General features: G+C 53.6%; 23 protein-coding genes. 10 read left to right on the top strand and 13 right to left on the bottom strand.

The window, feature by feature from the left end; genetic code table 11:
• Window positions 1–87: 87 nt before the first annotated feature.
• Both AC0QHF_RS20910 and AC0QHF_RS20905 read left to right on the top strand, forming a co-directional pair.
• Window positions 88–1413 (top strand): FAD-binding oxidoreductase, encoded by a 1326-nt coding sequence (locus AC0QHF_RS20910; RefSeq protein ID WP_324706174.1) that lies wholly within the window; start codon window positions 88–90, stop codon window positions 1411–1413.
• A gap of 47 nt (window positions 1414–1460) precedes the next feature.
• Complete coding sequence (locus tag AC0QHF_RS20905; protein ID WP_324706173.1) at window positions 1461–2855, top strand: (Fe-S)-binding protein; 1395 nt, start codon at window positions 1461–1463, stop codon at window positions 2853–2855.
• 132 nt (window positions 2856–2987) lie between these two features.
• Here the strand turns inward: AC0QHF_RS20905 and AC0QHF_RS20900 are convergent, their stop codons facing one another.
• Window positions 2988–5894, bottom strand: coding sequence for a response regulator (locus tag AC0QHF_RS20900; RefSeq protein ID WP_324706172.1), 2907 nt, complete (start codon window positions 5892–5894; stop codon window positions 2988–2990).
• Between the two features lie 275 nt (window positions 5895–6169).
• On the opposite strand from AC0QHF_RS20900, the gene AC0QHF_RS20895 reads away from it, so the two are divergent.
• Window positions 6170–6589 (top strand): secondary thiamine-phosphate synthase enzyme YjbQ, encoded by a 420-nt coding sequence (locus tag AC0QHF_RS20895; RefSeq protein WP_324706201.1) that lies wholly within the window; start codon window positions 6170–6172, stop codon window positions 6587–6589.
• Between the two features lie 360 nt (window positions 6590–6949).
• Complete coding sequence (locus AC0QHF_RS20890; RefSeq protein ID WP_324706171.1) at window positions 6950–7795, top strand: DNA-methyltransferase; 846 nt, start codon at window positions 6950–6952, stop codon at window positions 7793–7795.
• Between the two features lie 20 nt (window positions 7796–7815).
• Here AC0QHF_RS20890 and AC0QHF_RS20885 read toward each other — a convergent pair whose 3' ends face one another.
• The 6 genes from AC0QHF_RS20885 to AC0QHF_RS20860 all read right to left on the bottom strand — a co-directional run bounded on the left by AC0QHF_RS20885 (window position 7816) and on the right by AC0QHF_RS20860 (window position 13884).
• Window positions 7816–8421: a ScaI family restriction endonuclease gene (locus AC0QHF_RS20885; protein ID WP_324706170.1), complete on the bottom strand. Its 606-nt coding sequence runs from the start codon at window positions 8419–8421 to the stop codon at window positions 7816–7818.
• The gene (locus AC0QHF_RS20880; protein ID WP_324706169.1) at window positions 8422–8643 is read right to left on the bottom strand and encodes a helix-turn-helix domain-containing protein; all 222 of its coding nucleotides are present in this window, start codon (window positions 8641–8643) and stop codon (window positions 8422–8424) included.
• Between the two features lie 234 nt (window positions 8644–8877).
• A complete protein-coding gene (locus AC0QHF_RS20875) occupies window positions 8878–10167 on the bottom strand; it encodes a DUF1501 domain-containing protein (protein ID WP_375341452.1) in 1290 nt (429 codons plus the stop codon).
• Window positions 10168–10391: 224 nt separating this feature from the next.
• Window positions 10392–11777: a sensor histidine kinase gene (locus tag AC0QHF_RS20870; RefSeq protein ID WP_375341454.1), complete on the bottom strand. Its 1386-nt coding sequence runs from the start codon at window positions 11775–11777 to the stop codon at window positions 10392–10394.
• A 455-nt stretch (window positions 11778–12232) separates the two neighbouring features.
• A complete protein-coding gene (locus AC0QHF_RS20865; RefSeq protein WP_324706167.1) occupies window positions 12233–13270 on the bottom strand; it encodes a hypothetical protein in 1038 nt (345 codons plus the stop codon).
• Window positions 13271–13521: 251 nt separating this feature from the next.
• Complete coding sequence (locus tag AC0QHF_RS20860; RefSeq protein ID WP_324706166.1) at window positions 13522–13884, bottom strand: hypothetical protein; 363 nt, start codon at window positions 13882–13884, stop codon at window positions 13522–13524.
• 139 nt (window positions 13885–14023) lie between these two features.
• Between AC0QHF_RS20860 and AC0QHF_RS20855 the strand changes: the two genes are divergently transcribed.
• Together AC0QHF_RS20855 and AC0QHF_RS20850 are read left to right on the top strand one after the other, a co-directional pair.
• Window positions 14024–14893, top strand: a complete 870-nt coding sequence (locus AC0QHF_RS20855) for an alpha/beta fold hydrolase (RefSeq protein WP_324706165.1) — start codon at window positions 14024–14026, stop codon at window positions 14891–14893.
• The gene (locus AC0QHF_RS20850; protein ID WP_324706164.1) at window positions 14890–16329 is read left to right on the top strand and encodes a hypothetical protein; all 1440 of its coding nucleotides are present in this window, start codon (window positions 14890–14892) and stop codon (window positions 16327–16329) included. The genes AC0QHF_RS20855 and AC0QHF_RS20850 overlap by 4 nt, the downstream gene beginning before the upstream one ends.
• Window positions 16330–16387: 58 nt before the next feature.
• Here the strand turns inward: AC0QHF_RS20850 and AC0QHF_RS20845 are convergent, their stop codons facing one another.
• Window positions 16388–17044 (bottom strand): HEAT repeat domain-containing protein, encoded by a 657-nt coding sequence (locus tag AC0QHF_RS20845; protein ID WP_324706163.1) that lies wholly within the window; start codon window positions 17042–17044, stop codon window positions 16388–16390.
• A 443-nt stretch (window positions 17045–17487) separates the two neighbouring features.
• Here AC0QHF_RS20845 and AC0QHF_RS20840 point away from each other — a divergent pair, with 443 nt between their 5' ends.
• The gene (locus AC0QHF_RS20840) at window positions 17488–17730 is read left to right on the top strand and encodes a DUF4278 domain-containing protein (protein WP_324706162.1); all 243 of its coding nucleotides are present in this window, start codon (window positions 17488–17490) and stop codon (window positions 17728–17730) included.
• A gap of 72 nt (window positions 17731–17802) precedes the next feature.
• On the opposite strand, the gene AC0QHF_RS20835 is transcribed toward AC0QHF_RS20840, so the two are convergent.
• The 3 genes from AC0QHF_RS20835 to AC0QHF_RS20825 form a co-directional block, all read right to left on the bottom strand.
• A complete protein-coding gene (locus tag AC0QHF_RS20835) occupies window positions 17803–18540 on the bottom strand; it encodes a hypothetical protein (protein WP_324706161.1) in 738 nt (245 codons plus the stop codon).
• Window positions 18541–18560: 20 nt separating this feature from the next.
• The gene (locus AC0QHF_RS20830) at window positions 18561–19067 is read right to left on the bottom strand and encodes a hypothetical protein (RefSeq protein WP_324706160.1); all 507 of its coding nucleotides are present in this window, start codon (window positions 19065–19067) and stop codon (window positions 18561–18563) included.
• Window positions 19068–19314: 247 nt separating this feature from the next.
• Window positions 19315–19620, bottom strand: coding sequence for an SH3 domain-containing protein (locus AC0QHF_RS20825; RefSeq protein WP_324706159.1), 306 nt, complete (start codon window positions 19618–19620; stop codon window positions 19315–19317).
• A 244-nt stretch (window positions 19621–19864) separates the two neighbouring features.
• Between AC0QHF_RS20825 and AC0QHF_RS20820 the strand changes: the two genes are divergently transcribed.
• A complete protein-coding gene (locus AC0QHF_RS20820) occupies window positions 19865–21253 on the top strand; it encodes a helix-turn-helix domain-containing protein (RefSeq protein WP_324706158.1) in 1389 nt (462 codons plus the stop codon).
• A 379-nt stretch (window positions 21254–21632) separates the two neighbouring features.
• Here the strand turns inward: AC0QHF_RS20820 and AC0QHF_RS20815 are convergent, their stop codons facing one another.
• Window positions 21633–22562, bottom strand: coding sequence for a glycosyltransferase family 2 protein (locus AC0QHF_RS20815; protein WP_324706157.1), 930 nt, complete (start codon window positions 22560–22562; stop codon window positions 21633–21635).
• A gap of 95 nt (window positions 22563–22657) precedes the next feature.
• Between AC0QHF_RS20815 and AC0QHF_RS20810 the strand changes: the two genes are divergently transcribed.
• Complete coding sequence (locus tag AC0QHF_RS20810) at window positions 22658–24442, top strand: hypothetical protein (RefSeq protein WP_324706156.1); 1785 nt, start codon at window positions 22658–22660, stop codon at window positions 24440–24442.
• Between the two features lie 53 nt (window positions 24443–24495).
• Window positions 24496–24651, top strand: coding sequence for a hypothetical protein (locus tag AC0QHF_RS20805; RefSeq protein ID WP_324706155.1), 156 nt, complete (start codon window positions 24496–24498; stop codon window positions 24649–24651).
• Window positions 24652–24909: 258 nt separating this feature from the next.
• On the opposite strand, the gene AC0QHF_RS20800 is transcribed toward AC0QHF_RS20805, so the two are convergent.
• A complete protein-coding gene (locus AC0QHF_RS20800) occupies window positions 24910–26325 on the bottom strand; it encodes an alanine/glycine:cation symporter family protein (RefSeq protein WP_324706154.1) in 1416 nt (471 codons plus the stop codon).
• Window positions 26326–26409: the final 84 nt, after the last annotated feature.

Raw genomic sequence — 26409 nt, 5'->3', positions numbered from 1 at the left:
GGAATCCCCCGTTCTGGCATCAGCTTGACGGGGTCGGATGTCAACAAGTCTTATATAATAAAAAAATTGCAACAACTATTGAGTGCGATGTCTACAGCCAGTCGCGAATTATCCCAGACATCCGAACCCCTGAATTGGGAGGAAATCGGCAAAATCGCCGGGAGCAATCGCCTGCGGAGGTGGGACGATCTGGAACCGGAAATCCAAAACCGCATCACCCGTTCCGTCACCCCCGACTCCCAAATCGAAGGCGTCATCTACCCCGAAACCCCGGCGGAATTGGCGGCTTTCGTCGCCTACGCCGCGGCAACTGGGTTGGGAATTTTGCCCTTCGGGAACGGCAGCAAGCTGTCCTGGGGAAATCCGATCGCCGGTCCGCGCATCGCCATGAGCACCCGCCGGATGAACCGCTTAATCGAACACGCCGTCGGAGATTTGACGGCGACAGTGGAAGCGGGGATGACGCTGCGGGAATTGCGGGACATTCTCGGAGCACAGGGACAATTCCTCGGATTTGACCCCACCTACCCCGACACCGCCACCATCGGTGGCATCGTCGCCACGGGGGACAGCGGTTCCCTGCGACACCGATATCGGGGGGTCCGCGATCTGCTGCTGGGGATTTCCTTCGTCCGGTCCGACGGCAAAATCACCAAAGCCGGGGGACGGGTGGTTAAAAATGTCGCCGGTTACGACTTGATGAAGTTGCTGACGGGCTCTTACGGGACGTTGGGGATCATTACTCAAGTTACCCTGCGGCTGTACCCCCGCCAGGATGCCTCGGATACTGTCCTGCTATCGGGAAATCCGGATGCGATCGCCGCGGCGGCCCAAACTCTGCTATCATCGGCCCTGACACCGATCGCCGTCGATTTGCTCTCCCCTGAGTTGATGGAAATCGCCGCTCTCGGCAATCAGATGGGGTTGGCGGTGCGGTTCCAGAGCATTCCCGAAAGCGTCCGGCAGCAGTGCGATCGCCTCTTGGAAGTGGGGGAAAAATTGACATTGCAAGGACACCGCCTCGGGGAAAATGAGGCGGACTTATGGGGGCAATTAAAGCAACAAATGTGGAACGGTTCCCCTGAACAGAGAATGATCGGCAAAATAGGAGTAACCCCGACGACGGCGGTGGCAACCCTGAGTCAGTGCCGAACCCCCGCCATGATTCACGGGGGCAGCGGTTTGGGTGTGGTGCGGTTCGAGACGGCTACCCCGGAACGGTTGCGAACCCTGCGTCAGTGGTGCGGCAAAAATGGCGGTTTCCTGTCGATTTTGGAGGCCCCCGCCGACCTCAAACAGCAGATCGACGTTTGGGGATATACCGGGAATGCCTCGGATCTGATGCGCCGCATCAAACAACAATTCGACCCCGAAGGACTTTTGAACAATCATCGATTTGTGGATGGAATTTAATTCCAATTTTTAACAACGATAATTTTGCAGGACTTTCATTTTTTAATATGCAAACGTTCGACAAAACCTCCGAAGCCATTCCGGCAAAAGACAGCAATTTTTTGGGGCAAAATCCCCACCTGCAACCCTCCGAAGAATTTCCGGGTTTCGATGACAATAATCCGCCCCCTCCCGATTTGATTAATACCTGCGTGCACTGCGGGTTTTGTCTGGCCACCTGCCCGAGTTATCGGGTGATTGGCAAAGAAATGGATTCTCCCCGGGGTCGCATTTATCTAATGGATGCGATTAATAAAGGAGAGGCGCCGTTAACCCCCGCCACCGCCCAACATTTTGACAGTTGTTTGGGGTGTCTTGCCTGCGTCACCACCTGCCCTTCCGGGGTGCAGTATGATCAATTGATCGCGGCAACCCGCCCCCAGGTAGAACGGAATGTTCCCAGGAATTTGAGCGATCGCATTATCCGCACCCTAATTTTCAGTTTATTTCCCTATCCGAACCGCCTGCGTCCGCTGTTATTTCCCCTGTATATTTATCAGAAATTAGGGTTACAAAACGTGGTGCGATCGACGGGATTACTGCCGAAAATCTTCCCACGGCTGGCGGCGATGGAATCGATCCTGCCGGAAATTTCCGATGCCGCATTTCGGGATAATATGCCGACTGTCATTCCCGCCAAAGGCGAGAAACGCTACCGGGTGGGGGTGATTTTGGGTTGCGTCCAGCGACTCTTTTTCTCCCCGGTGAATGAGGCGACGGTGCGGGTGCTGACGGCGAACGGCTGCGAAGTGGTAATTCCCAAATCCCAGGGTTGCTGTGCCGCCCTGCCGGAACACCAGGGACAGACGGAACAATCCCACGCTTTAATTAAGCAAATGATCGACAGTTTTGAAGGAACTGGCGTGGATGCGATTATCATCAATGCGGCGGGTTGCGGACACACTTTAAAAGAATACGGCCACATCATGAAAGACGTTCCGGAATACCGGGAAAAGGCGGCAGAATTCGCGGCAAAAGTGCGGGACGCCCAGGAATTTTTGGCGGAAGTCGGACTGACGGCGGAATTGTCGCCGTTGGTTGATGGGGAGGATTTGACGTTGGTTTATCAGGATGCCTGCCACCTGTTGCACGGACAAAAAATCAGCAGCCAACCTCGGGAAGTGTTGAAACAAATTCCGGGGGTCAAATTGCGGGAACCGGTGGACGCGGCGCTGTGTTGCGGCAGTGCTGGGGTTTACAATATGCTGCAACCGGAAGTGGCGGACGAGTTGGGAGAACAGAAGGTCGAAAATTTGCTGAATACGGGGGCGACTTTGATCGCTTCTGCGAATCCGGGGTGTTCTTTGCAGATTAAAAAACATCTGAAATTGCAGGAGAAAGAAGTTCCCCTGATGCACCCGATGGAATTGTTGGATTGTTCGATTCGGGGAGTTAAAATTTAGGGTGTAGGGTGTAGGGTGTAGGGTGTAGGGAGTAGGGAGTAGGCAATAGGCAATAAGAAGACAGAGACTTACTCCGCTCCCTCCGCTTCCGGTCGCTTCCGGTCGCCTCCGGTCGCTTCCGGTCGCCTCCTTCTAGCTTTGGCTTTGGGGGACCATTTTTTCTTCGACGAAGGCTTGGAGGCGATCGAGGTGGTTTTGGAGTTGTTCGACGAGGGGTTTTGCGTCTTGGAGGTTTTGTTGGAGGGCGAGGGTTTCGAGTTGTTTGGCGATCGCGGGAATGTGCAGGACGGCGGCGTTGGCGGCCGATCCTTTCAGGGCGTGGGCTTGCTGTTTGATCTGGGTGAAATCTTCGGTGCGGACGGCTTGTGCGATCGCGTCGATGCGTTCTTGTCCCTGCTGGATGAACATGGACAACAGGCGATATTGCAGGTTCAGTTTTCCATGAAATAACTGTTCGAGGCGATCGAGATCGAGGGGGATTTCCGGTTCGGCGGGGAAATCGGAGGATGGAACGGGGGGTTCCGGGCTGCGATCGCCCCCGACGGAACTCCAGCGCCGGATCACGCTGCCGAGGGCTCTCAGATCGATGGGTTTGCTGAGGTAGTCGTCCATCCCCGCTTTCAGACAGCGCTGGCGGTCGGAGGGCATGGCGCTGGCGGTGAGGGCGACGATCGCCGGGGGGGGTTTGGGGCCGGTGCGATCGCGAATTTTAGCCGTCGTTTCGTAGCCGTCCAAAATCGGCATCTGGCAGTCCATCAAAATGATGTCGTAGTCTTGCCGTTGCAAACGGTCGAGGGCCGACTGTCCGTCCCCCACCGCATCCGCCGCATAGCCGAGTTGCCGGAGTTGGCTCACAATCACCTCTTGGTTGACGACATCATCCTCAGCCAGGAGGATTTTGACGGGGTTCGATGGCGTTTCCCCCGCTGGGGTTTCGGAATCCGGGAAAGACGATTCGGGTGGGGAGAAATCCCGCGATCGCGCCGACCAATAATTTTCCAAGCCGTCGGTGGGATCGGGCATCTCCGGCATCTCCAATTTGAGGGCGACGGCCAAACTCTGCAACAACCGCAGGGGCGCCACCGGCTTGATCAGATAGCTGAAATTTCCCAAATTCAGAACCTGTTCGGCGCGGTTGCGCTGGTTGATGCCGCTCATCAAAATCAGCCCGGTGAGTGAGGGTTTGGACTCCCGGTAGAGTTGGCGGACCAACTGCGCCCCCTCCCGGTTGAGCAAGTGCAAGTCGATCAAAATCAGGTGGTAGGGACGACCGCGAACCCGGCACTGTTGCCATGAAGTGCGGGCGAGTTCGGCCGTGTCGGCCTCTTCCACCCGGATGCCCCACTCCTCGGCGATGCGGCGGACGGACTCCCGCACCAGGGGGCTGCGATCGACCACCAGCAATTTCAAATTTCGCAATTGTTCGGGGACGGCGATCGCGCATTCAGACTCCGGCGGCGCGAAACCGGCGGTGAACCAGAACGTCGAGCCGCACCCCTCCCGGCTTTCGAGCCCGATCTGGCCGCCCATCAGATCGATGAGGTGCTTGCAGATGGAGAGTCCCAACCCCGTACCCCCGTACTGGCGGTTGGTGCTCGAACTCGCCTGGGCGAAGGGCTCGAACAGTTTTTGTTGCAGTTCGGGGGAAATGCCGATCCCCGTATCTTCCACGGAAAAGCGGATGCCGGTTTTCTGGGGTTCCCTGCCGTCGCGGGTCGCCCGGATGACGATGTGGCCGGATTCGGTGAATTTGATGGCGTTGTTGACCAAGTTGATGAGCACCTGTTGCAGGCGCATCCCGTCGCCCCGCAGTTGTCGGGGCAGGTTGCGATCGATGAGGACGACCAGTTCGAGTTGTTTGTCTTCCGCCTTGACGGCGAGGAGATCGACGACCGTTTCGATGCAGTTGTGCAGGTCGAAGTCCCGTTCCTCCAGGTGGGCCTCCCCGGCTTCGAGTTTGGACAGGTCGAGGATTTCGTTGATCACGGTCAGCAGGTGTCGGGCGCTGCGGTAAATGGTGCCGGTGTAGTCCCGCTGCTGGGGGGTGAGGTCGGTTTTGAGCAACAGTTCCACCATCCCCAACACGCCATTCATGGGGGTGCGGATCTCGTGGCTCATCTGGGCCAAAAATCGCGATTTGAACTGCACCGATCGCAGGGCGGCGTCGCGGGACTCCACCAGGTGGTTGAGGGGGATCAGGGCGAGGATGGCCCCGCCAATTTCTCCGGAGTGGCGATACCAGGGTCCGATCGCCCAACCGTGGTAGGTCGGCGACTGATTTTCCCGAACCCAGCAATCCTCCAACGTCGAGATGGTTTCCCCCCGCAGTGCCCGTTGGTGAACCAATTTCCACTCCGGCTTGATGTCGGGAAAGATCTCGTAGTGACTCGCGCCGATCAGATTGGCGGTTTTTGGCTGGCAGAAATCGATCCACCCCGTGGAGTGGGCGAGGTACCGCATTTGGGTGTCGAACATCGCGACGGGGAGGGGGAGGTGGGAGATGAGTTGCTGCAGCCGTTCGCATTCGAGTTCGGTCTGGCCGGAACCGTCCGGGCTGCAGGCCACTGCTTCCCCGGTGGCGATGATGCCGATAATTTCGCCGCGGCGGTTGCGCCAGGGGACGATTTGGAATTGAACTTGCCGTTCCCGTCCGTCCGAGGTGAGGAGGACGTGGTGGACGCGGACGGGGGCGAGGCAGGCGATCGCCTTGCCGTACAGGGCTTTCACCGTTTCCCGCCGGGATTCCGGCACGCACAAAGTCCAAAAGTCGCGATCGCGGACTTCTTCCCGGGAATGGCCCAAAAGCTCCCGGGCCGCCCGGTTCCACTCCTGAATTTTGCCCTCTGCACAGAGCCCGATGACGACGCACCCCATCTGTTGGAGCAACGAGTCGGCGCGATTGCGAAAGTCGGGGCGCGCGAGGGGGGGAATTTTTCGCCATTTCATCCAACTCCAACTGGCGGCGACACTGAAAATGGCACCGAAGCTGAGGCTGATGGCCAGCAAATTGTTTGAATCTAGCGGGGTTGGAGGAAACATCGACTGAAACACTCTCGATCAGTAGGGTTGTCCCTGACAGATGCCCCTCACTCTAGCCCAATCATCTCGAATGCCGGCTCTCGGAGTAGGGTGGGGTCAGCTTGCAGTTTTTCATTTTTCATCGCGATCGCGATCGCGATCGCTCGACGGACTCGATAGGGCTCGGAGATGGACCGTAATATAAGTTAAAGGTTAACACACCACCGTTGGAGCGTGTCTCGCCCGTCACCATCGTGGCGTTTCCGCTCTCCACCGACGACCATCGGAGCGATCGCATGGGACACTATCAAAAATTCATTTCCGTTAAAACCCAGGGCAAATCCCTGGCTAAAATTACCCGCCACGTCCAGGATGCCGTCGCCGAGTCGGGGGTCCAAATCGGACTCTGCACGGTCTTTTTGCGGCACACGTCCGCCAGCCTGATTATCCAAGAAAATGCCGACCCGGACGTTCTCGAAGACCTGGAAAATTTCCTCTCCAAATTGGTGCCCGAAGGCCCCCACTACATCCACAGCACCGAGGGCCCGGACGATATGCCGGCCCACATCCGCACCGTTTTGACCAAGACTTCGGAACAGATCCCCATTTCCCAGGGCCGCCTGGTTCTGGGCACCTGGCAGGGGCTCTACCTGTGGGAGCACCGCAGCCGCGGACATCAGCGGGAATTGGTGATTCATATTAATGGAGATCTTTAATATATATAGCGATCAGGAGTCATTTGAAAATCTTCTGGCCCCCAAACCCCCAATACTGGGGGCTTTGAGTCGATCAATTTTTCACGAATCATTTCACGCTGCTATATAGCGATCAGGAGTCATTTGAAAATCTTCTGGCCCCCAAACCCCCAATCCTGGGGGCTTTGAGCCGCTCAAATTTTCACTCATCATTTCACACTGCTATAGCATTTCCATTTGAGATGTGGAACTCATACGATCGAGACTGAAACCCCGACCACGAATTTTATTGACGATCGAGTGTCGGAAAATGGTCTACAATTCCCCGAGGTGGGGCGATCGCTCCTCAAAGCCAATCGGAGCCGATGACCCTTCAAGATCATGTTCAATCAGATTGTTCGGATTTTAGGAACTCCCTACTTCCAGGCTCAAAATTGCCTGATTTATCACCTGGATTGTTTGGAAGCCATGAGCTATCTGCCCGATGAATGGGTGGCGCTCACCGTCACCAGTCCCCCTTATAACATTGGTAAAGAATATGAACAGAAACAGCCTTTGTCAGATTACTTAAATTGGTGTCAACAGTGGATTACAGAAATTTATCGCCTCACCCGACCCGACGGCGCTTTTTGGCTCAACTTGGGCTATCTGTCAATTCCCGATCGCGCCAAAAGTATTCCCATTCCCTATCTGCTTTGGGATAAAGTCCCCTTTTATCTCATTCAAGAAATTGTTTGGAACTACGGTGCCGGTGTTGCGGGGCGGAAATTTTTTTCACCCCGCAACGAGAAATTTTTGTGGTATGTCAAAGATAGCGAAAATTATACGTTTAATTTGGATGACGTGCGCGATCGCAATGTCAAATATCCCAATCAAAAAAAGAATGGCAAGTTGAAAGTCAACCCTCTCGGAAAAAATCCGACAGATGTTTGGGAACTTCCAAAAGTTACCTCCGGAACTCAAAGAGCCTCGAAAGAAAGAACGCCCCACCCCGCACAATTTCCGACTGCGGTGATCTCGCGAATTATCAAAGCTTCATCCAATCCCCGCGAAATTGCGATCGATCCCTTTATGGGTTCGGGAACGACTGCAGTTGTCGCCTTGGAGTTGCAGCGTCCTGTTATCGGTTTTGAGATTAGAGAGGATTACTGCAAAATTGCGGCCGACAGAATTGATAATTTTTTGACTCAACAGCAAATTCAAGCATCCCAACTTTCGCTGTTCTAGAAAAAGGTCAGTAAAATCGATTAAAGGGGCAATTTGAGGAGTTTGTATTTCTCGACATTGGGATTTAATCGAGCCTGTTGTCCGGTGGCAGACGCTTGACCTTGCCAATCCAAAAAATCGATCCATCCAAACCGGATCAAATTGATGTCTGGAATCTGAGTTTCGGATCGCTCCTTGTCAAATTTCTGAAAATTAATTACTAGATAATATCCCGATTTATCTTTTTTTTGCTTGGCACCTGCCGTCCGTTTTTGAGCATAACTACGATTTCCATAGGTACTCCGTTTACTCGATGAGGTTTTGATTTCTATGGAAAAGTAGTTGTTGGGAAGATAGACCAAATCTTTTTCAAAATCATTTTCCTCACGCCTCCAGATTCCAGGATAACGGTTAGAAAATTCCAAGGGAATCAGTTCGTGCAGAAAAAATCCCATAATTTGAGGACGCGGAAACAAATCAACCCCAATCCGATACCCCCTGCTGGTCAAGTTAGATTCAAAGATTTCTCTCCAAACTTGAACGATCACTTCGTAGATTTCATCCGGGTCGAGAGGATGTTGCCCGATCAGCTCTCGGGTCTTGGATTCCCAATCAGAAACCGGAATTCCCTCATATGGAGACTCCATTTATTCAAGCCCCTTCAAAAGTTCACCGGGTGACACTTCCAAAGCCCGGGCAATGCGTAGGATATTCAATATTGCTACGTTTCTCTCCCCCCTTTCTATCCCACCAATATAGTTGCGGTGAAGGCCTGAGAGTTCGGCTAATTGTTCTTGAGACAGATCCTTCGCTTTTCTCAGGTTGCGAATGTTTTGACCCAATTTTTTAAGCTCTGGATTTGGTATCACGACGTCAGGATACGGCCGATCCCCGTCAAAATCTACACACTATAAGTGTGATTTAGCCCAAAATATACTCAAGATGGCTTTTGGTGTCGATCAACCCCTGTCGCACTACGTTCAGCGTCTCGGGGGGCAATGGCCGTTTTAGGAGGCGAGGAGGTGCGGCTGGACCCGATAGCCGCCGTTAACCACCGTTTAAAGGTGATTTCATTCCCTACTCCCCATTCCGCGCGCGGCGTTCTAATCGATCGCAAAATTTCCGGCGAAATTGTAGTCGGGGAAGACGCGGTTTAATTGGGTGGAGGTCAGTTGAAATTGGGAGGTCAGGATGGCGGCGAGGATGTCGCGAAAATCGGTGGTGACGGCGAGATCCCGGCCTTCGTACAATTCATCCTCCGACAGGCCCGGCCAGGTGCCGTACACTTTGCCGCCGCGCACCGAACCGCCCGACACCCACATGACATTACCGTGGCCGTGATCGGTGCCGCCGTTGCCGTTTTCCCGCACGGTGCGTCCGAATTCCGACATGACAATTATTGTTGTGTCGGCGTAGGTTTCTCCCAGGCTTTCGACTAAAGTCGCCACCCCTTCGCCGAGTCTTTTGAGGCGGTTCGCCAAGATTCCCCGGGTCGAACCCTGGTTGACGTGGGTATCCCATCCGCCCAGGTCCATGAAGGCGAGTTGGATTTGCGGGTCGCGGGCCATCAAACCGGCCAGTTGTCGGGCGTCTCCGGCGAAGCCGGCGGGGAGGGGGGCGCCGTTGTTGGCGGCTTCCATTTCGGCTTCGAGTTCCTTCAGGAGGCGATCGCGGGCGGTTCTACCCTCCCGATAGGCGACGCTGAGGGGGTCGTCGTCGGTGTAGAGGCGGTCGAAGGCGGTGCGGACGTTATCGCGATCGATGGGCAGTTTGCGGGCGGCGTGGCGTCCGAGGGAGATGTTGCTGGCGGGTTCGGACCCGGAGAGGATGGGGGAGATGGACTGGCCGACGCTGACGGCCTCCACGGGGGTCTGTCCCGGCAAGACGCCCAGCAGGCGGTTCATCCACCCGTCGGGGGTCTTTTTGTTTCCGGGGGTGCCCACTTCCAGATAATGTTGGGCGTCGAAGTGCGATCGCGTGGGGTCGGCGGACCCGCAGGCGTGGACGAAGGCCAGGGTTCCCTGTTCCCACAGGGGCAGCAGGGAGGCCAGGGACGGGTGCAGGCCGAATTGTCCGTCCAAGTCGAGAACGCCGCCGTCTTTGTCGGGTTGGGGGAGGGCGATCGCGGGTCGGGCTTGGTAATAGTCGGTTTCGCCGTGGGGGACGACGACGCTGAGTCCGTCAATTCCCCCCCGCAAAAATAACAGGACCAACCGCTTTGAATTGGGTGTCGCGGCGAGGCTTCTGGCGACCCAACCGCGACTTCCAAAGGAGGCGATCGCGCCGGTTCCGAAGCCGGTCAAAAATCGCAAAAATTGCCGTCTGTGCATGGAAATTTGAGGGGTTGAGGAACGATAGTGATAAATGCCGTCCTGGATCGGAAGTCGAATCATCGTTAATGTCCCATCCCACCATTCTAGCTCAGAAAACACAAAACGGAAATCCGAGAATTATAGCAGTTGTCGCTCTGCTTCGATACGGTTCGATCCGCCATTATCCCCCCTGATCTCCCCCCTTACAAAGGGGGGGTAGGGGGGGATGGGGACTTAAAGTTGAAATCTGTATGGCATAGACTTGAAAATTTCAGTAATTGTTAATTGTTAATTGTTAATTGTTATCACATAAACGGTAAAACGATTTCAAATTCCGTACCCACTCCGGGGAGCGATCGCAGGTTGAGACTGCCGCCGTGCTTTTCTTGGACGATCTGATGGCTGATCGCCAGTCCCAAACCCGTGCCTTTTTCGGCGGATTTGGTGGTAAAAAAGTTCTCGAAAATGCGATGTTGAATTTCCGGGGGGATGCCACAGCCGTTGTCGGCGATGCGGATGACGATGCAGCGAATATTTTTCGTCAAGGCTGATGGGGGAATTTCAATTTCGGGTTCGGGGGGAATTTGGAGCGATCGCGACTCGGGCGGAAATCCGTCTAAGATGTGGGTCGAAATCCAAATTTTTCCGGATTCTTTTCCGCTTTTCGCGTTCTCTTCCACGGCATCGATCGCGTTGGCGATCAGGTTCATAAACACCTGACTTAGCAATCCTGAATAGCACAAAAATTGCGGTATTTTACCATAATTCTTGATGACTTTTATGCCCATTTTTAGGCGATTTTTCAAAATCAAAAGGGTGCTTTCTAAACATTCGTGAATGTCCGTTTCTCGCCGGTTATTCTGATCCATGTGGGAAAAACTTCGCAGGCTGTTGACCAGGGAATTCAACCGCTCCGAAGACACTTGGATGCTGCGAATCATCTCGAATAAGTCAGTTTTCAAAAAATCAAAATCTATTTCTTCTTTGACTTCTTCGATCCGCCCGTTGGAGGCCGTCCTTTCTTCTTCATAGGTGTTGATCAATTCCATCAAATCTTCGTAGTAATTGGAGAGGCAGTGGGTATTTCCGACGATGCAGCCGACGGGATTCCGAATTTCGTGGGCGACTCCCGCCACCATCTGTCCGAGACTCGCCAATTTTTCGGATTGAATCAGTTGGGACTGGGTTTGTTGGCGAAGTAATTCCGTGGCGAGTTGGTGGATGTAGGATTGAACGATCAATAATTGTTGGGTATCTAAGAGGCGGTAATCTTCGGGGGAAATTTGAACGACGATGGGTTCGTAAATGTGTCCGGGCGATCGCCGGATGGCTTGGTGCGCGGCATCGACGATGGGGGTGTCTCCGGGAAGCATCATCAGTTCAATTTGGGCGAACCGATACAGGGCGCGAATCGATCGCGTCAGGAACAATTCTCGCCCGTAGGGACGGCTGAGGCGTTCCAAAAATCGCCGCCGGGAAATCATGCCGACGAACTCGCGATCGCACTTCAAAATCACCCCCGGAATGCCGGGATTGGTTTCAAAGATATGAGACAGAACCATCCCCACCGCATCGACATCGACCTGACATTCGTACAGGGACAGTTCTTGTAAGCTAGAATCTAAACGGAGATTTTGGGGGGAAAATAGGGAGGCAGGCATAAAAGGGGAGCCTTGAGAACATACGTTCATCATTAAGTTTTTTTTGACCCAATTTTTTCGGCGATCGCTGTCAACTCAATTCCCGTAGATGCTACCGAGTGAGGAAGGCGGACATCCGAACTGTACCTCGATTCTTCTCGCCGGCGATGGAGAACCTTTTCAACCCAGATGTCATCGATGACTTGATGAAAAAAGAAATAGCCATCTGAAATCATTTTGAAAATATCTTGCCCCCAAACCCCCAATTCTGGGGGCTTTGAGCGGAGCGAAATTTGACGAACTATTTCACACTGCCAAATAACCGATCGCTGATTTTGCCCGCCCCAATCAAAATCAACGGACAGACAATTTATTATTCTACTTAGAAGTTTATCATATCGATTTTCGACTCTCGGGCGATCGCGCCGGAATTAACCAAATTTTAATCTCCGATTAACCGGGCGATAAAATTGGGGGGTTTCAATCGTTCGGCATTCCCCCGATCGCTATTCGCCATCCGACAGAATTTGTAGGCGAATCCGCCCCTCGTCACTCTCGCCCAAATTCACTTCCAATACCTGACCCGCCAACTGTTCCAGGCAATTCAGGAGCGATCGCAGGTGGGGGGTGCTGGCCCCTGTATCCACATAGAGGCGATCGGCGAGACTCCCCACCCGCCGCCAGGTGGCGTGCAGTTTGACGATGCTCTGTTCCAACTGGGTCGCCTGTTTGACCAGATCCGAAGCGGTACTCAGGCATCCGACCCGCAGGGCCTCTTCCAAAGCCATTTCCACATCCACCGAGGACTGGTTCAAGGCCTGAACCTGGGCGGCGGCGTCCAAATATTTGGACAAGTTGCGGGCTTCGGAGGTCAACTGACGGACTGTATCGACGTCGGGACTCGCTTTCATCTCCCGCTGAATTTCCCCAATGTGGGCATCCGGCAACTTCTCCATTTCCCGCACCAGCGGCGCCAGGTAGCGGGGCGGCATCGACCCGGCGACGGCCTTTTCCCGCACCTCGTCGGGGACCAGATCGGAGCTCATCGCCGTCCACTCGTCGGCCATCTGGCGGACTTCCCGGCGGGTGATGCGATCGCCCTGACAGGCGACGTCGCTGACCATCTGCTGCACTTCTGGGGGAGATTTGGCCGTTTCCACGAAGGCCCGCTTGCTGAAATTGTTGATCGCCTCGGGGTTGAGGTGTCCCTGGGCGAGGAGGGAGTCGGCGCTGTTGGCCAGTTCAATTAAGGCGTAGGCCTGACTTTTGCTGATTTCCCGCTGTTTGAGCCAGTTGAGGAACCCCGAGCCCCGGCCTTCGCCCCCCCGTTTCTCGCGATCGCGGATGGCCCGCAGAATCCGCCCCCGCCAGATCTCCGTCTGCAAGTCGAAGCGATCGCACACTTTCCAGGCCGTGTCCACCTGGTTCGCGAACTCGTGCTCGGAAACCCCCTCGTCCTCGGGGTCGGGGAGTTCAAAGTTGAGGTCGCTCAATTCGGTGAGAACTTCAGCCAGTTCAGTCGCAGATTGGGGAATGTCGGCCATCCGAAGCGGTTCGTGTTGAAACTGCCGGATTATTATATCGGAATTAGGGTGTCGGGTGTCGGGTGTCGGGTGTCGGGATTGTAGGGGCCCCTGGCTTGCGCCCTGATTTTAGATTGTAGGGGCTCTGCCTCCGCGCCTGCCCACCCCCAATTCAACCTCCGCTTACCGAAGCTTCCTCCGCTTACCGAAGCTTCCTCCGCTTACCGAAGCTTCCTCCGCTTACCGAAGCTTCCTCCGCCCCCCGACTCCCGTTAATGATTTGAAAGCAGTTGGGCGGCGACATCTGCGGGGATGCCGGTGGCTTGACTGAGATCGTCCGGGGAGGGGAGGCCGCCGGGGAGGACGATCGCTTCCCAGGTGCCGCCGCGCGCGATGAGTGCCACCATTCCCCCGGCTTCTCCCATCAGCCAGGAAACCAGGCCGTATTCGCCGACGAGGGTGATTTTCTCGACGGTGGGGGTGGGGCGTCCGGGTTGTCGGACGACGGCAATGGTGGCGGCTTCGATCGCTTCCCGCTGTTCCGGGGTCTGGCCGATCGCACTTGGGGAGAGGGGGAAATAGGCGATCGTGGAAATGAGGGCGATCGTCGGGAGGGTCGATTTCCAGAAGTTCATCGCTTGTGACCGGTTCGAGAAATCCAGTTTTCTGGGTTTATTAAAGCTCCAAATCTCTCCGGTTCGGAATAATGCGTCAATTCTCTTTAGAATTGCCGGGGCGAACTGATTTTCGCTCCGAATCTCTTCCCGGCGGCAGATGCTCGAATTCTCGCCCGTCGGGAGAATTGGTGGCAGGGTAACGGGCGATCGCCTCGACCCCGGAAAAACGAGACAAAGGGGAAAATTGCAGGGTCAATATACAATTGTTAAGGGTTTATCTATCTACGACCGGCGATCGGAAGATATCGCGCCGCCGGGTGCGCCCGCCGTCATTTTGGTACACGGTGCGGGACTCTCGGGGCGCTACATGGTGCCCACGGGGGAACAGTTGGCACCGGATTATCGCGTTTACATCCCCGACTTGCCCGGTTACGGCGACAGCGACAAACCGGAACCGCCGCTGGATTTATCGGGGCTCGCGGATAGCCTCTGCCGGTGGATGGATGCGACGGGTATTCAACAAGCCGCGATGCTGGGAAATTCCTTCGGTTGCCAGATTATCGTCGAATTCGCCGTCCGCCACCCCGAACGCCTGGAACGGGCGATTTTACAGGGTCCGACGGTTGATCGATCAGCCCGCACCTTCGGCCAGCAGCTCTGGCGTCTGATTCTGGATGCGCCCTATGAAGCGTCTTCTCAGGCCGGGATTCAAATTGAAGATTATCAAAAAGCGGGTTTTCGACGCATTTTACAGACTTTTAATCTGGCGATTTCGGATGCGATCGAAGAGAAATTGCCCTGTGTCCGAGTTCCGACATTGGTGGTTCGGGGCGAAAAAGATCCGGTCGTCCCTTATGAATGGGCGCGAGAAGTTTTCAATCTTTTGCCGGATGCCCAATATGTCGAAATTGCAGGGGGAGGACACACGTTGAATTATAAAGAACCCGTCGCCGTCGCCCGGGTCGCCCGAGCCTTCCTCAGCGGCACCCAATCTCATGGCCAAAAAGAAAAGGAACCCATCCGATGAAAGCACCCTCGACGAACCCGATTTTAAGTTCAATTTTTGCCAAAAATAATTTTACGCCGCCCTACATCGCCAACTTCGATTCGGCTTCCGGGATGCTGCGGGCGACGTCGGCTTATTTGCGGGGGGAAGATTTTCCCGGTATCGGGGTGGTTCCGTCCGCCTTTGAACCGATCGCCGATCTGGTGGAACAGTTGCCGCGATCGCTGCAAGAACAAGTGTACATTTCTGGCAGCGCGGGGGAGGCGATCGCGCCGGAAAATTTGCAGGACGTGCGATCGGAAGTGGTCGCCGATTGGATGGCGAATCAATACCCCCAACGCTCCTATCCCGCCGTGGCGATCGGGTCGTCCTGCGGCGCTTTGGTGAACCTCTGCGCGGCGTTGGATATGCCCTGGCTTCCCCAGACTTTTTTGATTCCGGTCAACCACGGGGGCGAGATCAATATTGACGAACCGAAACAGGCTTTGGATTGGGGTCGAAAGTGGGCGGATTTTTTGTTGGAAAATAACCCCGATTTAAAATTACACCATATGCACGATCCCTGTCAAGATCGTTTGACGAGTCAGGGCATGGCTTATTTTCGCGTCAAGCGGTTGACGTTGGGGGCGAGTTACGAGCGATTTTTGCGGGAGAATTTGCCGCCCGGGGGGACGATATTTTTAATCGAATGTCGGCGCACCTGGCCGACGGTTGAAATCGGCGATCGCCACATTTTTCAGTTCGGTGCCCTGGGGGGCGCGACGCCGGAAGAATTTATGGAAGGGAGCGATCGCGTCGAAGCCTATTTGGTACGCGAAAACTCCCACCGCCGCCGGTGGAAGGGGCCCGAACCGGACGGCGATCGACCCGAGGCGGAATGGGGGTTCGAGCCGTCTCTGCGGGACGATGTGGAGCGGTTCGCCAAACAGCACGGCTATCGCGTGCGGCGGATTATTTTCGATGAGCCTTCGGATCTGAGTCCTTTAGTGGCCCAACTGTATCGTTGGTGGTACGAAAAACGTCAGATCGTGACCAATCGCCTGTTGGTGGAATCGTTTTTATTGACGGAACCGATGTGGACGCTGCGGACGGGTTCGGTGCCTTTCTGGATGACGTTCAACACGGAATCTTCCCTGCGGGTTCTGGAAAATTATTTGGATAATAGCGATCGCTACGAGGACATTTATTTGATGTTATTTTCCCACGGGGTCGATTCGGTGGGGTTGCCCGCGATCGGTCGCTGGCGGCAGGTGTTTCAAAAAGCGAAAAAGGGCGGCAGTTTTGTCGGCGTCGCCGAGGACAAATACCCGCGACATTTCGCGTCGATGATCCGCTACCACACCGATCTCAAACGTCTGATTTCCGCCCGCTATCCGCTCCCGGAACCCCTGAGTTTGGAGGATTTGGATGAATTTGTCAAGCGGGGCGATTTCCGAGTCAAATTCCAATCCGATTAAAAAACCCGTTGTTGGGCTTGGGCTCCGCAGAAAAGCGCCCAAGCGCAACAACGGAATCTTACAGCAACGCTTCTAAAGAGGCGCCGATAACTCGGTAATCGCGATCGCTCCGCAGTTCCATGAGGGCGGCTTGGGCTTCCGGTTCCTGGAAAAATCCCAGGACCCGGGCGACTTGTGCCCGCACTTCCACGGCTTCATCGGTGGCGAGGGAGAGCAGGATTTCCAGGGCTTCTTCCGCCTGGGGTGTGCCGTGCAACCGCCCCAAATTGGCGATCGCGGCCTGTTTGACGACGATATCTTCTCCGGCGATTCCCCAGCGACACAGTTTGATGAGAATTGCGGGGCGATTGGCTTCCGAAACGGCGGCTAAAATGCTCTGCCGCACCAGCCAGTTGGTGTCCCGCTCGAATAATTGAACGACGGCGGGGAGGGCGCGATCGCCGTATTTGAGCAGGGAATTGGCGGCTTCGGCCCTTACGTTATAGTCGCCGTCGTATTCGATCAGGTCGATGAGCGCGGCGAAGGCTTCCTCCGTCTGCTGGTTCCCCAACCCCATCGCCACGAAGGAGCGGATGATAAATTCTTTGTCCGACACCCGCCGCATCAATAGGGGGACGACTGTGGCGGGGGAATGGTGTCTCAACGCCACGATCGCCCTCATGCGGTCCTGGGGGTTGGGACTGTCGATATAGGTTTCAATTTGCTTGAGTTCCATAGTAGCTGAGTAAAATTTACATCTCTTAACAATTTATTTTACATAACTTTACAAAAAACTGCCAACTTGGGATAATGGAGCGAGAATCGGGAGTGTCGATTTTGAGCCTGGAAGTCTTTTAAATACTGGTTTTGAGGGAAATTGTGCGATTCAGTCGGGCTGACGTTGCCGATCGCCCTCTCGCTCGATTTTTTGTAAAAAAGTAAGTATTTTTTCTCATCTTCTGGGACGGTTTCCGCCTCCCCCCAGCCGAAAAGCGATCGCCGTCACCCGAAAAGCGATCGCGCCGTCACGTCATCTCCCCGAGTCACGTCGCAGATTACCGTCAGTTTTCGTCACGCGATCGCGCCGGTCAATTCACCGATCCGGCGGACTTTCGTCACAGCCGACAGGGGGAAAATCAGAGATGATTGAAACATGAATAGATTCGAGGATTCAACCTCATGAAACTCACCTACCGTGGCATCTCTTACACCCAAAATCATGGGACTATCGAAACGGTCGATACCGGCATCACTGCCAAATACCGAGGTCAAACTTATTCCATCCATACCGCAGAAGTCCCGGAAATTTCTGCCCCCAAAACATTGAAATATCGTGGCATCTCTTACACAACCGGAACGGCTCAAGTCGCCGATTATCGCACGCCACAGGTTTCGGCGAGTGCCGTTCCCGCCTTCAGTTAACCGCTTCACGACAACCTAAATTGTAGTATCTCTCCCAGTGAAAGCAGCCCATTCGGGCTGCTTTTTTTATTCTCAAACGCCGATTTTTACTCCGACCATCTCGCGAACTTTTTTAATTCCATCTCGGAAAGAGAGGCGATCGCGTTTGATTTCATCAATTAAGGCCCGGGCTTCCTGATAGGAAATTAGTTTCCGTTTGACCGCATCTTCCAATAATGTAGAAAATTCGATTTTGTCGGATGCGTCTGAAGGTTTCGGTTGTTGGGGAGTTTCGACGGGTTGTACATCGACCGATTCGATAATGTCCCGCACCATTTGAATCCCTTCCGAGAGAGACAGGTGGCCGCTTTCGACCCCTTCGATCAAAGCTTGAGCATCTTCGGGCGAGATCAAGTTCTGTCGGATGGGTTCTTTCAAGAGGATGATAAATTTTGTTTTATCACTCTCGTCCAACTGGTGGGATTTTTCTTTGGCTTCGACTTCCGTGAGCCGCTCTTTCATCTGTTTGAGCAGTTCCGCTTTTTTGCCCCCGTTGAACGTGCCGTCGATCAAGATCCGTTTGACGCCGACGAGAGCAGCCGCACCCAACGCCGCACCGCCGACCACCAATCCGACGGGTGGGGCGACTGTCACCAATCCAAATAAAATGGACGTGCCGCCAAAGGCTGCCACCGCCGAACCCGCCGCCCCCGCACCGACGATGCCAATTCCCAAATCCGATAGGATGGTGAGTTTGTCGTAGGGATTTTTTTCCAATTTTTCAATGGCTTTGACGAGTTGATTTTTGGTCAACGATTTCGGATCGGACATCTTTAAACTCTCCTTAAAAATTAGGCGATCGCGGGATGGCGAAAGATGACGTTGAAAACATCCGCAACCAACTTGAAGAAAATGGTCGCGATTTCGACGATCTCTTCCCCGACTCCTTGGAAGCGACGATCCATGTTGTGGCCGAAAACTGCACCGGCGGCGGTAATGGTGATTCCCAGAGCCAGGGCGATGGGAGCGAGAAGTTGACCGATGAAAGGAATGGCGGTGATGATGCCGGCGACGGCGGCTCCGACGGTCGCACCGATGCCGACACCCGCCACGAGAAAGGGATGATCTTTGACAAATTCGATAATTTTGATCAGGACAATTTTGCCGACGGAGAACACTTTTTGACCGACTGTTTGGGTGTGGCTCATCATTTCGTGGAGTCTGAGGGCGACTTCCGGGGACAGTCCGCTGTCACTGAGCCAAACGTAAAGTTCCGTGTTGCTCGTCGAATCGGCTTCGATCTGCCAGAGGGCCATTTTGAGGTTGGCTTGGGCGGGAGAAATGGTTGAAGATGTCATATTTTTTACCCCGGGAGATCCGTAAAATTACGCAAGTCTGTTAAGATGAGATTGTCGGAAAAATGCCATCCGTAAATACACGGAAATATCAATTTTTCTGACTATCAATTATCAGTATAAGCCGAAAACTGATTTTTTTTATACTCAGTCGGAAAAAGTCGGGAATTTGCCCGGCCGGTTTCGATCGCAAAAATCGCACCGGTCAACGGTGCGATCGGAGTTGTCTTTCCAATTGGGGTAAATTCTCTTATCGGTCGTAGCAGCTAATATATTCTCTGAAAACCCAACCCCACATTCTATAGCTACCGTTGTAGTAGCCGCCGACCCTCACCCAGCGGCCATCATTGCTGGTGTCGTGGATGTAGACTTCTCGGCCATTCCGCAAGGCATTGATGACGGTTCCGTTCGGGTATTCGCGGACGTTGAGAGGCGTTCCGGTCGGGTCGGTGACTTGACAAACTCTCTCCGCTCTCGCCGTCTGACCCACTGACAGGGAGGCCAGACAAGCGAGGGAAAACACTAAGATAATTTTGGAGATCGATTTTATTTTCATAGCTTCTCTTTTTCTCCTGACGACTCTTTCTAAATGCCGAAAGCGATCGGTGAGGTGCGACGATGAAGGCTTATTTCTATTATGGTTTAATATGTGCCGGTTAGTCAGTCGGAGAAAGTCGGATTGGGTCGGCGATCGCTCACCGGAAAAAAAGTCGGATTAAGTCGGAAGAAGTCGCCCCGGGTCTTGAAAAGTCGGATTGGGTGGGAGTACAATGGTAAAATCCTGATAGATATTGCGAGTCATGGATGGGCAAGATGCGGTCAGGCTGACTGACGAGCTGGTATTCGAGAAAACGGGGGAGCACCTCGACAACTTGCAGACCGCGATCGTGCGGGGAACCCTCCAAAATCAGAAATATGCGGAGATTGCCGCCGGGGTCCACTGTACGGAAGGTCATATTAAAGATGTGGCTTCAATCCTGTGGAAAATCCTGTCGCGGGTTCTGGGCGAGAAGGTTAAGAAATCTAACTTTCGGGCTGCCCTAGATCGAACCCACTTTTCCCACTTTTCCCACCAAAAAAGCGATCGCCCCCGGCCGGACTCAACCGCCACCCCCCCCACCCGCCTCGATCTCGACGAGGTGCCCGACGCCGAACCCTTCTACGGACGGGGGGAAGAACTCGACATTTTGGAAACCTGGATTGTGAAAGAACGCTGTCGGGTGGCGATGGTGTTGGGAATGGCGGGGATGGGAAAAACCAGCTTGTCCGCCCAACTCGTCGATCGCATCCAATCCCATTTTGACGGGGTGATCTGGCGGAGTTTATTCTTTTCCCCGACGCCGGAAAATCTCCTCGCCGACTTATTACAATTTTTGGACGATCGCCCCGAACCGACACCGCTCGATCGCTTCGACTGCCAGCTTTGTGAGTTGATGAAATGTCTGCGATCGCGCCGATATTTAATCGTTTTGGACGACGTTCAAGGCGTGTTTTCCAGCGGCGAATTAGCGGGACATTATCGGCCGGAATATGAAAATTATCGCATCCTGTTCCGACATCTGGCGACGTTCAACCACGACAGTTGTTTGCTGCTGAACGGTTGGGAACCTCCCGTGGAAATCGCCGAGGCGATCGCAGATAATATTCCCGTTCATTTTTTACAATTGGGCGGTTTGGGGAAATCGGCGATCGCACTTTTGGAACATTTGGGACTTTGCGATCGCGACAGTTGGGATACGCTGATCGACATTTATCGGGGAAATCCGCTGTGGTTGCAGGGTGTGGCGACGATGATCCGGGATTTATTTGGGGGGCGAGTTTCGGAGTTTTTGCGATATGACGATCTGTGTTTGAGCGACGATGCGATCGCCTCCCTGGATCGCCAATTTTATCGCCTTTCCGAGTTGGAAAGACGGGTTGTCGTATCCCTAGCCCTCAAACAGCAATTGGCGACACTTTCCCAACTCCAGGAACAGATCGAAAGCTGTCCCGATTTGCTGGGTATCGCGTTACAATCTTTGGGACGGCGATCGTGGTTGGAAACTCCCGCAAAAAACGCGCGATCGCACTTCAGAATTCAACCGATCGTGAAACAATATATCGATGTAAAATATCCCGCCGGCAGCACCCATTCCGGATCACCGGCGATACCCGAAATTTTGCAGTTACCACCGCTGACGAACAATTAATGACTTGATTTGTTAAAATGCGATCGATCTAAGCCTTCAGAATTGAGGGTTTGGGGGCGAGACAGTCAATCCATGATTACAGATGCGATTCATAAAAAATATAGCAGTTGTCTATCTACTGAGATACGTTTCGATCCCCCTAAATCCCCCTTAAAAAGGGGGACTTTGAATTGACCCGTGTATCTCGTTTGATTATTGAATCGCACAAACTTCCCAATCCTCTTGAGAGGATTTATGCTATTAGCTTGGGAATTGATTCCCAAGCGATGCGGATATTCGACCGGATTTGATATCAAAAATAATTGAATGTAGGGGCGAATGGCATTCGCCCTCAATGTCATTCGTCCTCAATGCCATTCGCCCTCAGTCAATCGGCGGCTTATCCCCGCAGTTCCCGGCGGATGGCGGAGAGTTGATCGGCGAGGATTCCGTAAAAGAAAATAATGATGCTGGTCAATAGGATAATGACATCGCGATCGGCGATATTTTGCTCTTGAATAATACCGATCGCGGAACTGATCAAACCCAGTAAAAATAACAAGCCACTGGCGGGCAAAAACACGCGAAGCGGTGCGAAAATGACCACCAGGCGGATAATTAACAGGATCGTATTGAACCCGTCCCGAATCACTTTCACCGAACTCGGGCGCCCCACCCGCTGATGAACTTGGATCGGAACCCACTGAATTAACATTCCGTGGTGGATGAGGGCGATGGTGGTGGTGGTGCTGAAAGAAAAGCCGTCCGGTGCCAGGTGGATGCAGTCCAAAATCGCATCGCGACGCATCACCCGCAGGCCGGAATTGAGGTCGGGAATGTTCCAACCGGTGATCCAATTTGCCACCCATTTTAAAACCAATTTTCCGGGTTTGCGAACTAATGGAACGTGGGATTTGTAGCGGGTTCCGATCGCGACATCTGCCTCCCCCAAAGCCGCCAGCAAATTGGCGAGTTGGTCGGCATCGTGTTGTCCGTCGGCGTCCGCCATTGCAATCAATCCGTATTTCGCCCGCCGCATCCCCATTTTCAGCGACGCCCCGTAACCCCGGTTCCGGGCTTGGCGGATGACCCGGGCCCCCGCCGCGGTGGCGAGTTCGGCGGTGCGATCGCTCGAACAGTCGTCCACGACGATCACCTCAAATTCGCATTCAGTGGGCGTTAGCAGCGCCACCATGCCCCGGACGACATCGCCGATGGCGGCCTCCTCGTTGTAGGCGGGAATGACCACGGAGAGCCCGCCATCCGTCGCTAATGTTTCGGCGATCGCGGCGTTTAAATTCCACTCCTGGGCTACTGTCGGTTGCTGCATGATCCCCCTGTTTATGAGTCTTTCAGCTTGCGGACGATGCACCATTGTACACCGATTTTCGGACTGTAATTCGCCACGTCGGGGGATTGACTCCGATGATTGCCCCTGCTACCCTGCAATTGACTGTAAAAATTTGCGATCGCCCGATGAATTTCCCGATACTTCAACACTTGGAAAAAGTTCTCACCCAACCCGAACCGAACCCCTACAGTCCCCGGACATTATTTTGGTTTTTCCTGAGTTTGGCATTTACCGTCAGCTTCGCCATTCCGGTCTGGAAAACGGCGTTTAGCAGCGAATATATAATCATGGACGATGCGCGACAATATCTCTTTTGGATGCAGCGTTTTTCCGATCCGGAACTGTTTCCCAATGATTTAATCGCGGATTTTTACCAGTCCGCGATCGCGCCGGGTGTGAGTGTATTTTACAGGATTTTTGCGCGGTTGGGTATCGAACCGCTGATTTTGAATAGACTGCTGCCGGTTGTTCTGGGATTGGTGACGACTGCTTACTGTTTTGCCGTCTGTTTTGTCCTGCTTCCGATTCCTGTTGTGGGCTTTTTAGGGTCGCTGCTTCTGAGTCAAAATCTGTGGTTGAATGGGGAACTCGTCACCGCCATCAGTACGGGGTTTTTATATCCCACTTTTATGGCATTTCTCTATTATCTATTGCGGCGATCTTGGGTGGGTGTCGCCATCTGTACGGCGTTAGTGGGACTCTGTTATGGGCCGTTGATGTTAGTGGGTGTCGGGGTGTTAGTTTTGTGGCCGATTAATTGGTACGGCTGGCTATTTCGTTTTTCCCAGAATCGCCGGGATTACATCATTTCTGGTGTCGGTATTTCGGTGGCGATCGCGGTGATATTTTACTACCTTTCTTCCGTTTCGGAATTCGGCCCGACAATTACCGTCGCCGAAGCCAAACTATGGCCGGAATTTGGGGAAGATGGGCGGGTTCCGTTTTTTTATGAAAATGCGTTTTGGAGTTTTTGGTTTAAAAATAGCCGCAGCGGGTTCCGCCTCTCGTTTAATCCTCCAATTTTGGCGTTGGGGTTGCTGCTTCCGGTGTTGCTGAAATTTCGCGATCGCTTCCCGTTGGTAAAACAGATTAATGACGGGGTAACGGTTATCGCCGATTTGACGGTATCTTCGATTTTCCTATTTTTTACCGCCCATATCCTCCTTTTTAAGCTATTTCTACCCAGTCGCTACACCAGCCACAGTTTCCGAATTATTCTGGCTATTTCGACTGCGATCGCCCTGATGCTGCTGTTGGATTGCGGATTGAGAAAGCTGCGCGATCGCCCCAAAATTACCGCCGGTTTAATTGCGGTTATCGGAATTTTAATTATCTTCTATCCGCCCCTATTTTGGAAAAGTGCGTTTCCCAGAAAAAACTATATTATTGGGGCGGAATCTGGATTGTATATGTTCTTGCAAAATCAGCCCAAAGATACGGTGGTTGCAACCCTGGCGATCGAGGCGGACAACATCCCCAGTTTCGGGCGGCGATCGGTGTTAATTTCCTGGGAACATTCCCTTCCCTACCAACTCGGTTACTACCGTCAAATCCGGCGACGTGCGAAGGATTTTATCCGCGCCCACTATACCTCTGATGTGGCAGTAATGCAGGATTTTGTTAACACCTACAATGTCGATTTTATTGTATTAGAAAATGATGCGTTTGAGGCGGAATTTATGACCGAAAATCTCTGGTTCGTGCAGTGGAAGGATTTGGCGGAAGAAGCCCAAGAAAAATTGTTGTCAGAACCGCCGCCGATTTTGTTGTCGGAACGCGATCGCTGCACGATTTTTGCCACCAATAATTTGACGGTGGTTTCCGCACCCTGTCTGATTCAAGGCAATTCGGGAACGTAAATTTGTCCCGGCATTTGGGCGCAAGCCTTGCGCCCCTACAATGAATGATATAATTGAGTGTAAAAAATTACGATATTAATCGCGCGATCGCCATGCTGATCTTCTTTATCCACGGTGTTGCTGAGAGAAGTGCCGATTATGCCGAGTCCTTGCAAAGTTTGATCAAACAGGAGTTGCAACGGCGAAATCAACCGCAGCCGGTTGAATAGAACCGCTGGGCAATTATAGCGCTTGTCTGTCTACTGCGATACAGTCTGATCCCCCTAAATCCCCCTTAATAAGGGGGACTTTGAACCCTTCTCCCCCCTTACCAAGGGGGGCTGGGGGGGATATTCAACCCTGAAAAAAAGAGGACTTTCAACCCTTCTCCCCCCTTACCAAGGGGGGCTGGGGGGGATATTCAACCCTGAAAAAAAGAGGACTTTGAACTCTTCTCCCCCCTTACCAAGGGGGGCTGGGGGGGATCTTCAACCCGATCGCACTTTAAATTTCCCCAATCGCAGCCGTTCCCAATAGTCTCGCAAATCCGCCGCCACCCCCGGGGCGAGAAAATACAGCCCCAATAAATTGGGAATTGACATGGTGAGATACATGGCATCGCTGAATTGGATTACGGTTTGGGGATTGACAATTGTACCCAAAAATATCGCGGTCAAAAACAGTAATTTATAAATAATAGCCGTCCGTTCTCCCAGCAGGTATCGCCAGCACAGTTCGCCGTAATATCCCCAGGCGATCGCGGTGGAAAAGGCGAAACAAAATATCGCGATCGCCAACACCGTCGGAAACCATCCGAGTACCGAACCGAAGGCAACCGATGTCAGTTCTGCGCCCCCCAAATCCGCCCATTCGGGGTTATTGTAAGCCCCGGTAATAATGATGACCAAAGCCGTCATGTTGCAGATAATCACCGTGTCGATAAACGGTTCCAGGGTGGCGACGAGTCCCTCCCGCACCGGTTCCTCCGTCCGCGCTGCCGAGTGGGCGATCGCGGCAATTCCCAACCCCGCCTCGTTGGAAAACGCCGCCCGCCGAAACCCTTGAATTAATGCCCCCAAAACACCCCCCGCAGCCGCTTGAGGGACGAATGCACCCTTAAAAATGGTCGCGATCGCATCCGGAATCGCTGCCCAATTTGCACCGATAATCCACACCGCAGCCAAAACGTAAATCCCGCACATCACGGGAACTAAAATCGCCGTCACCTGGGCGATCCGGCGGATGCCACCGACGATCACCAACCCCACCAAAAACACCAATATCAAGCCATAAATCCAGCCCCGATCTGCTAAAATTGGTAATACCCGCGCCACCGCCACTTTCGATTGATTCGCCTGAAAAATGCTCGAACTTCCCAAGGCACTGGCGATCGCCAAAATAGCGAACATTCCCGCCAGCACCCGCCCCAGATTTTTTCGCCCCAACTCCTCCAAACCGGCGGAAAGGTAGTACATCGGCCCCCCCGCGATCGTGCCGTCGGGCTTGATCTGGCGGTATTTCTGGCCGAGGGTGCACTCGACAAATTTGCTACTCATCCCCAAAAAACCGGCCAGCGTCATCCACACCACCGCCCCGGGTCCCCCCAAACCGATGGCGATGGAAACTCCGGCGATATTTCCCAATCCCACCGTGGCAGATAAGGCTGTTGCCAGGGCTTGAAAGTGGGAGACTTCCCCCTCCTCTTCCGGGTCGTCGTAACGCCCCAAAACGACGGCGATCGCGTGTTTGAAACCCCGCAAATTGACAAATTTCATCCACAGGGTAAAGGTGAAGCCGCCGCCGATAAACCAGACCACGATCAGGGGGATTCCCGCCACCTCGAAAAAGATGATGTTGTAAATCAGTTCGAGGAGTTGGGAGACGGTGGCGGAGAGAACGTTCATAATTAACAATTATAGCGCTGCGCGCGGGTGTAGGGTGTAGGGTGTAGGGTGTAGGGAATAGAAACCGCATCCCCCCCAGCCCCC

The organism is Lyngbya sp. CCY1209 (assembly GCF_055795065.1).
Note: the sequence above shows the minus strand (reverse complement) of the source record. Positions and strands in the feature narration are given on the sequence as shown.

Bases quoted from the DNA above. Each gene is read 5' to 3' on its own strand.
- AC0QHF_RS20910 (WP_324706174.1), top strand. From the start codon at position 88: ATGTCTACAGCCAGTCGCGAATTATCCCAGACATCCGAACCCCTGAAT.
- AC0QHF_RS20905 (WP_324706173.1), top strand. From the start codon at position 1,461: ATGCAAACGTTCGACAAAACCTCCGAAGCCATTCCGGCAAAAGACAGC.
- AC0QHF_RS20900 (WP_324706172.1), bottom strand. From the start codon at position 5,894: ATGTTTCCTCCAACCCCGCTAGATTCAAACAATTTGCTGGCCATCAGC.
- AC0QHF_RS20895 (WP_324706201.1), top strand. From the start codon at position 6,170: ATGGGACACTATCAAAAATTCATTTCCGTTAAAACCCAGGGCAAATCC.
- AC0QHF_RS20890 (WP_324706171.1), top strand. From the start codon at position 6,950: ATGTTCAATCAGATTGTTCGGATTTTAGGAACTCCCTACTTCCAGGCT.
- AC0QHF_RS20885 (WP_324706170.1), bottom strand. From the start codon at position 8,421: ATGGAGTCTCCATATGAGGGAATTCCGGTTTCTGATTGGGAATCCAAG.
- AC0QHF_RS20875 (WP_375341452.1), bottom strand. From the start codon at position 10,167: ATGATTCGACTTCCGATCCAGGACGGCATTTATCACTATCGTTCCTCA.
- AC0QHF_RS20870 (WP_375341454.1), bottom strand. From the start codon at position 11,777: ATGAACGTATGTTCTCAAGGCTCCCCTTTTATGCCTGCCTCCCTATTT.
- AC0QHF_RS20865 (WP_324706167.1), bottom strand. From the start codon at position 13,270: ATGGCCGACATTCCCCAATCTGCGACTGAACTGGCTGAAGTTCTCACC.
- AC0QHF_RS20860 (WP_324706166.1), bottom strand. From the start codon at position 13,884: ATGAACTTCTGGAAATCGACCCTCCCGACGATCGCCCTCATTTCCACG.
- AC0QHF_RS20855 (WP_324706165.1), top strand. From the start codon at position 14,024: ATGCTCGAATTCTCGCCCGTCGGGAGAATTGGTGGCAGGGTAACGGGC.
- AC0QHF_RS20850 (WP_324706164.1), top strand. From the start codon at position 14,890: ATGAAAGCACCCTCGACGAACCCGATTTTAAGTTCAATTTTTGCCAAA.
- AC0QHF_RS20845 (WP_324706163.1), bottom strand. From the start codon at position 17,044: ATGGAACTCAAGCAAATTGAAACCTATATCGACAGTCCCAACCCCCAG.
- AC0QHF_RS20840 (WP_324706162.1), top strand. From the start codon at position 17,488: ATGAAACTCACCTACCGTGGCATCTCTTACACCCAAAATCATGGGACT.
- AC0QHF_RS20835 (WP_324706161.1), bottom strand. From the start codon at position 18,540: ATGTCCGATCCGAAATCGTTGACCAAAAATCAACTCGTCAAAGCCATT.
- AC0QHF_RS20830 (WP_324706160.1), bottom strand. From the start codon at position 19,067: ATGACATCTTCAACCATTTCTCCCGCCCAAGCCAACCTCAAAATGGCC.
- AC0QHF_RS20825 (WP_324706159.1), bottom strand. From the start codon at position 19,620: ATGAAAATAAAATCGATCTCCAAAATTATCTTAGTGTTTTCCCTCGCT.
- AC0QHF_RS20820 (WP_324706158.1), top strand. From the start codon at position 19,865: ATGGATGGGCAAGATGCGGTCAGGCTGACTGACGAGCTGGTATTCGAG.
- AC0QHF_RS20815 (WP_324706157.1), bottom strand. From the start codon at position 22,562: ATGCAGCAACCGACAGTAGCCCAGGAGTGGAATTTAAACGCCGCGATC.
- AC0QHF_RS20810 (WP_324706156.1), top strand. From the start codon at position 22,658: ATGATTGCCCCTGCTACCCTGCAATTGACTGTAAAAATTTGCGATCGC.
- AC0QHF_RS20800 (WP_324706154.1), bottom strand. From the start codon at position 26,325: ATGAACGTTCTCTCCGCCACCGTCTCCCAACTCCTCGAACTGATTTAC.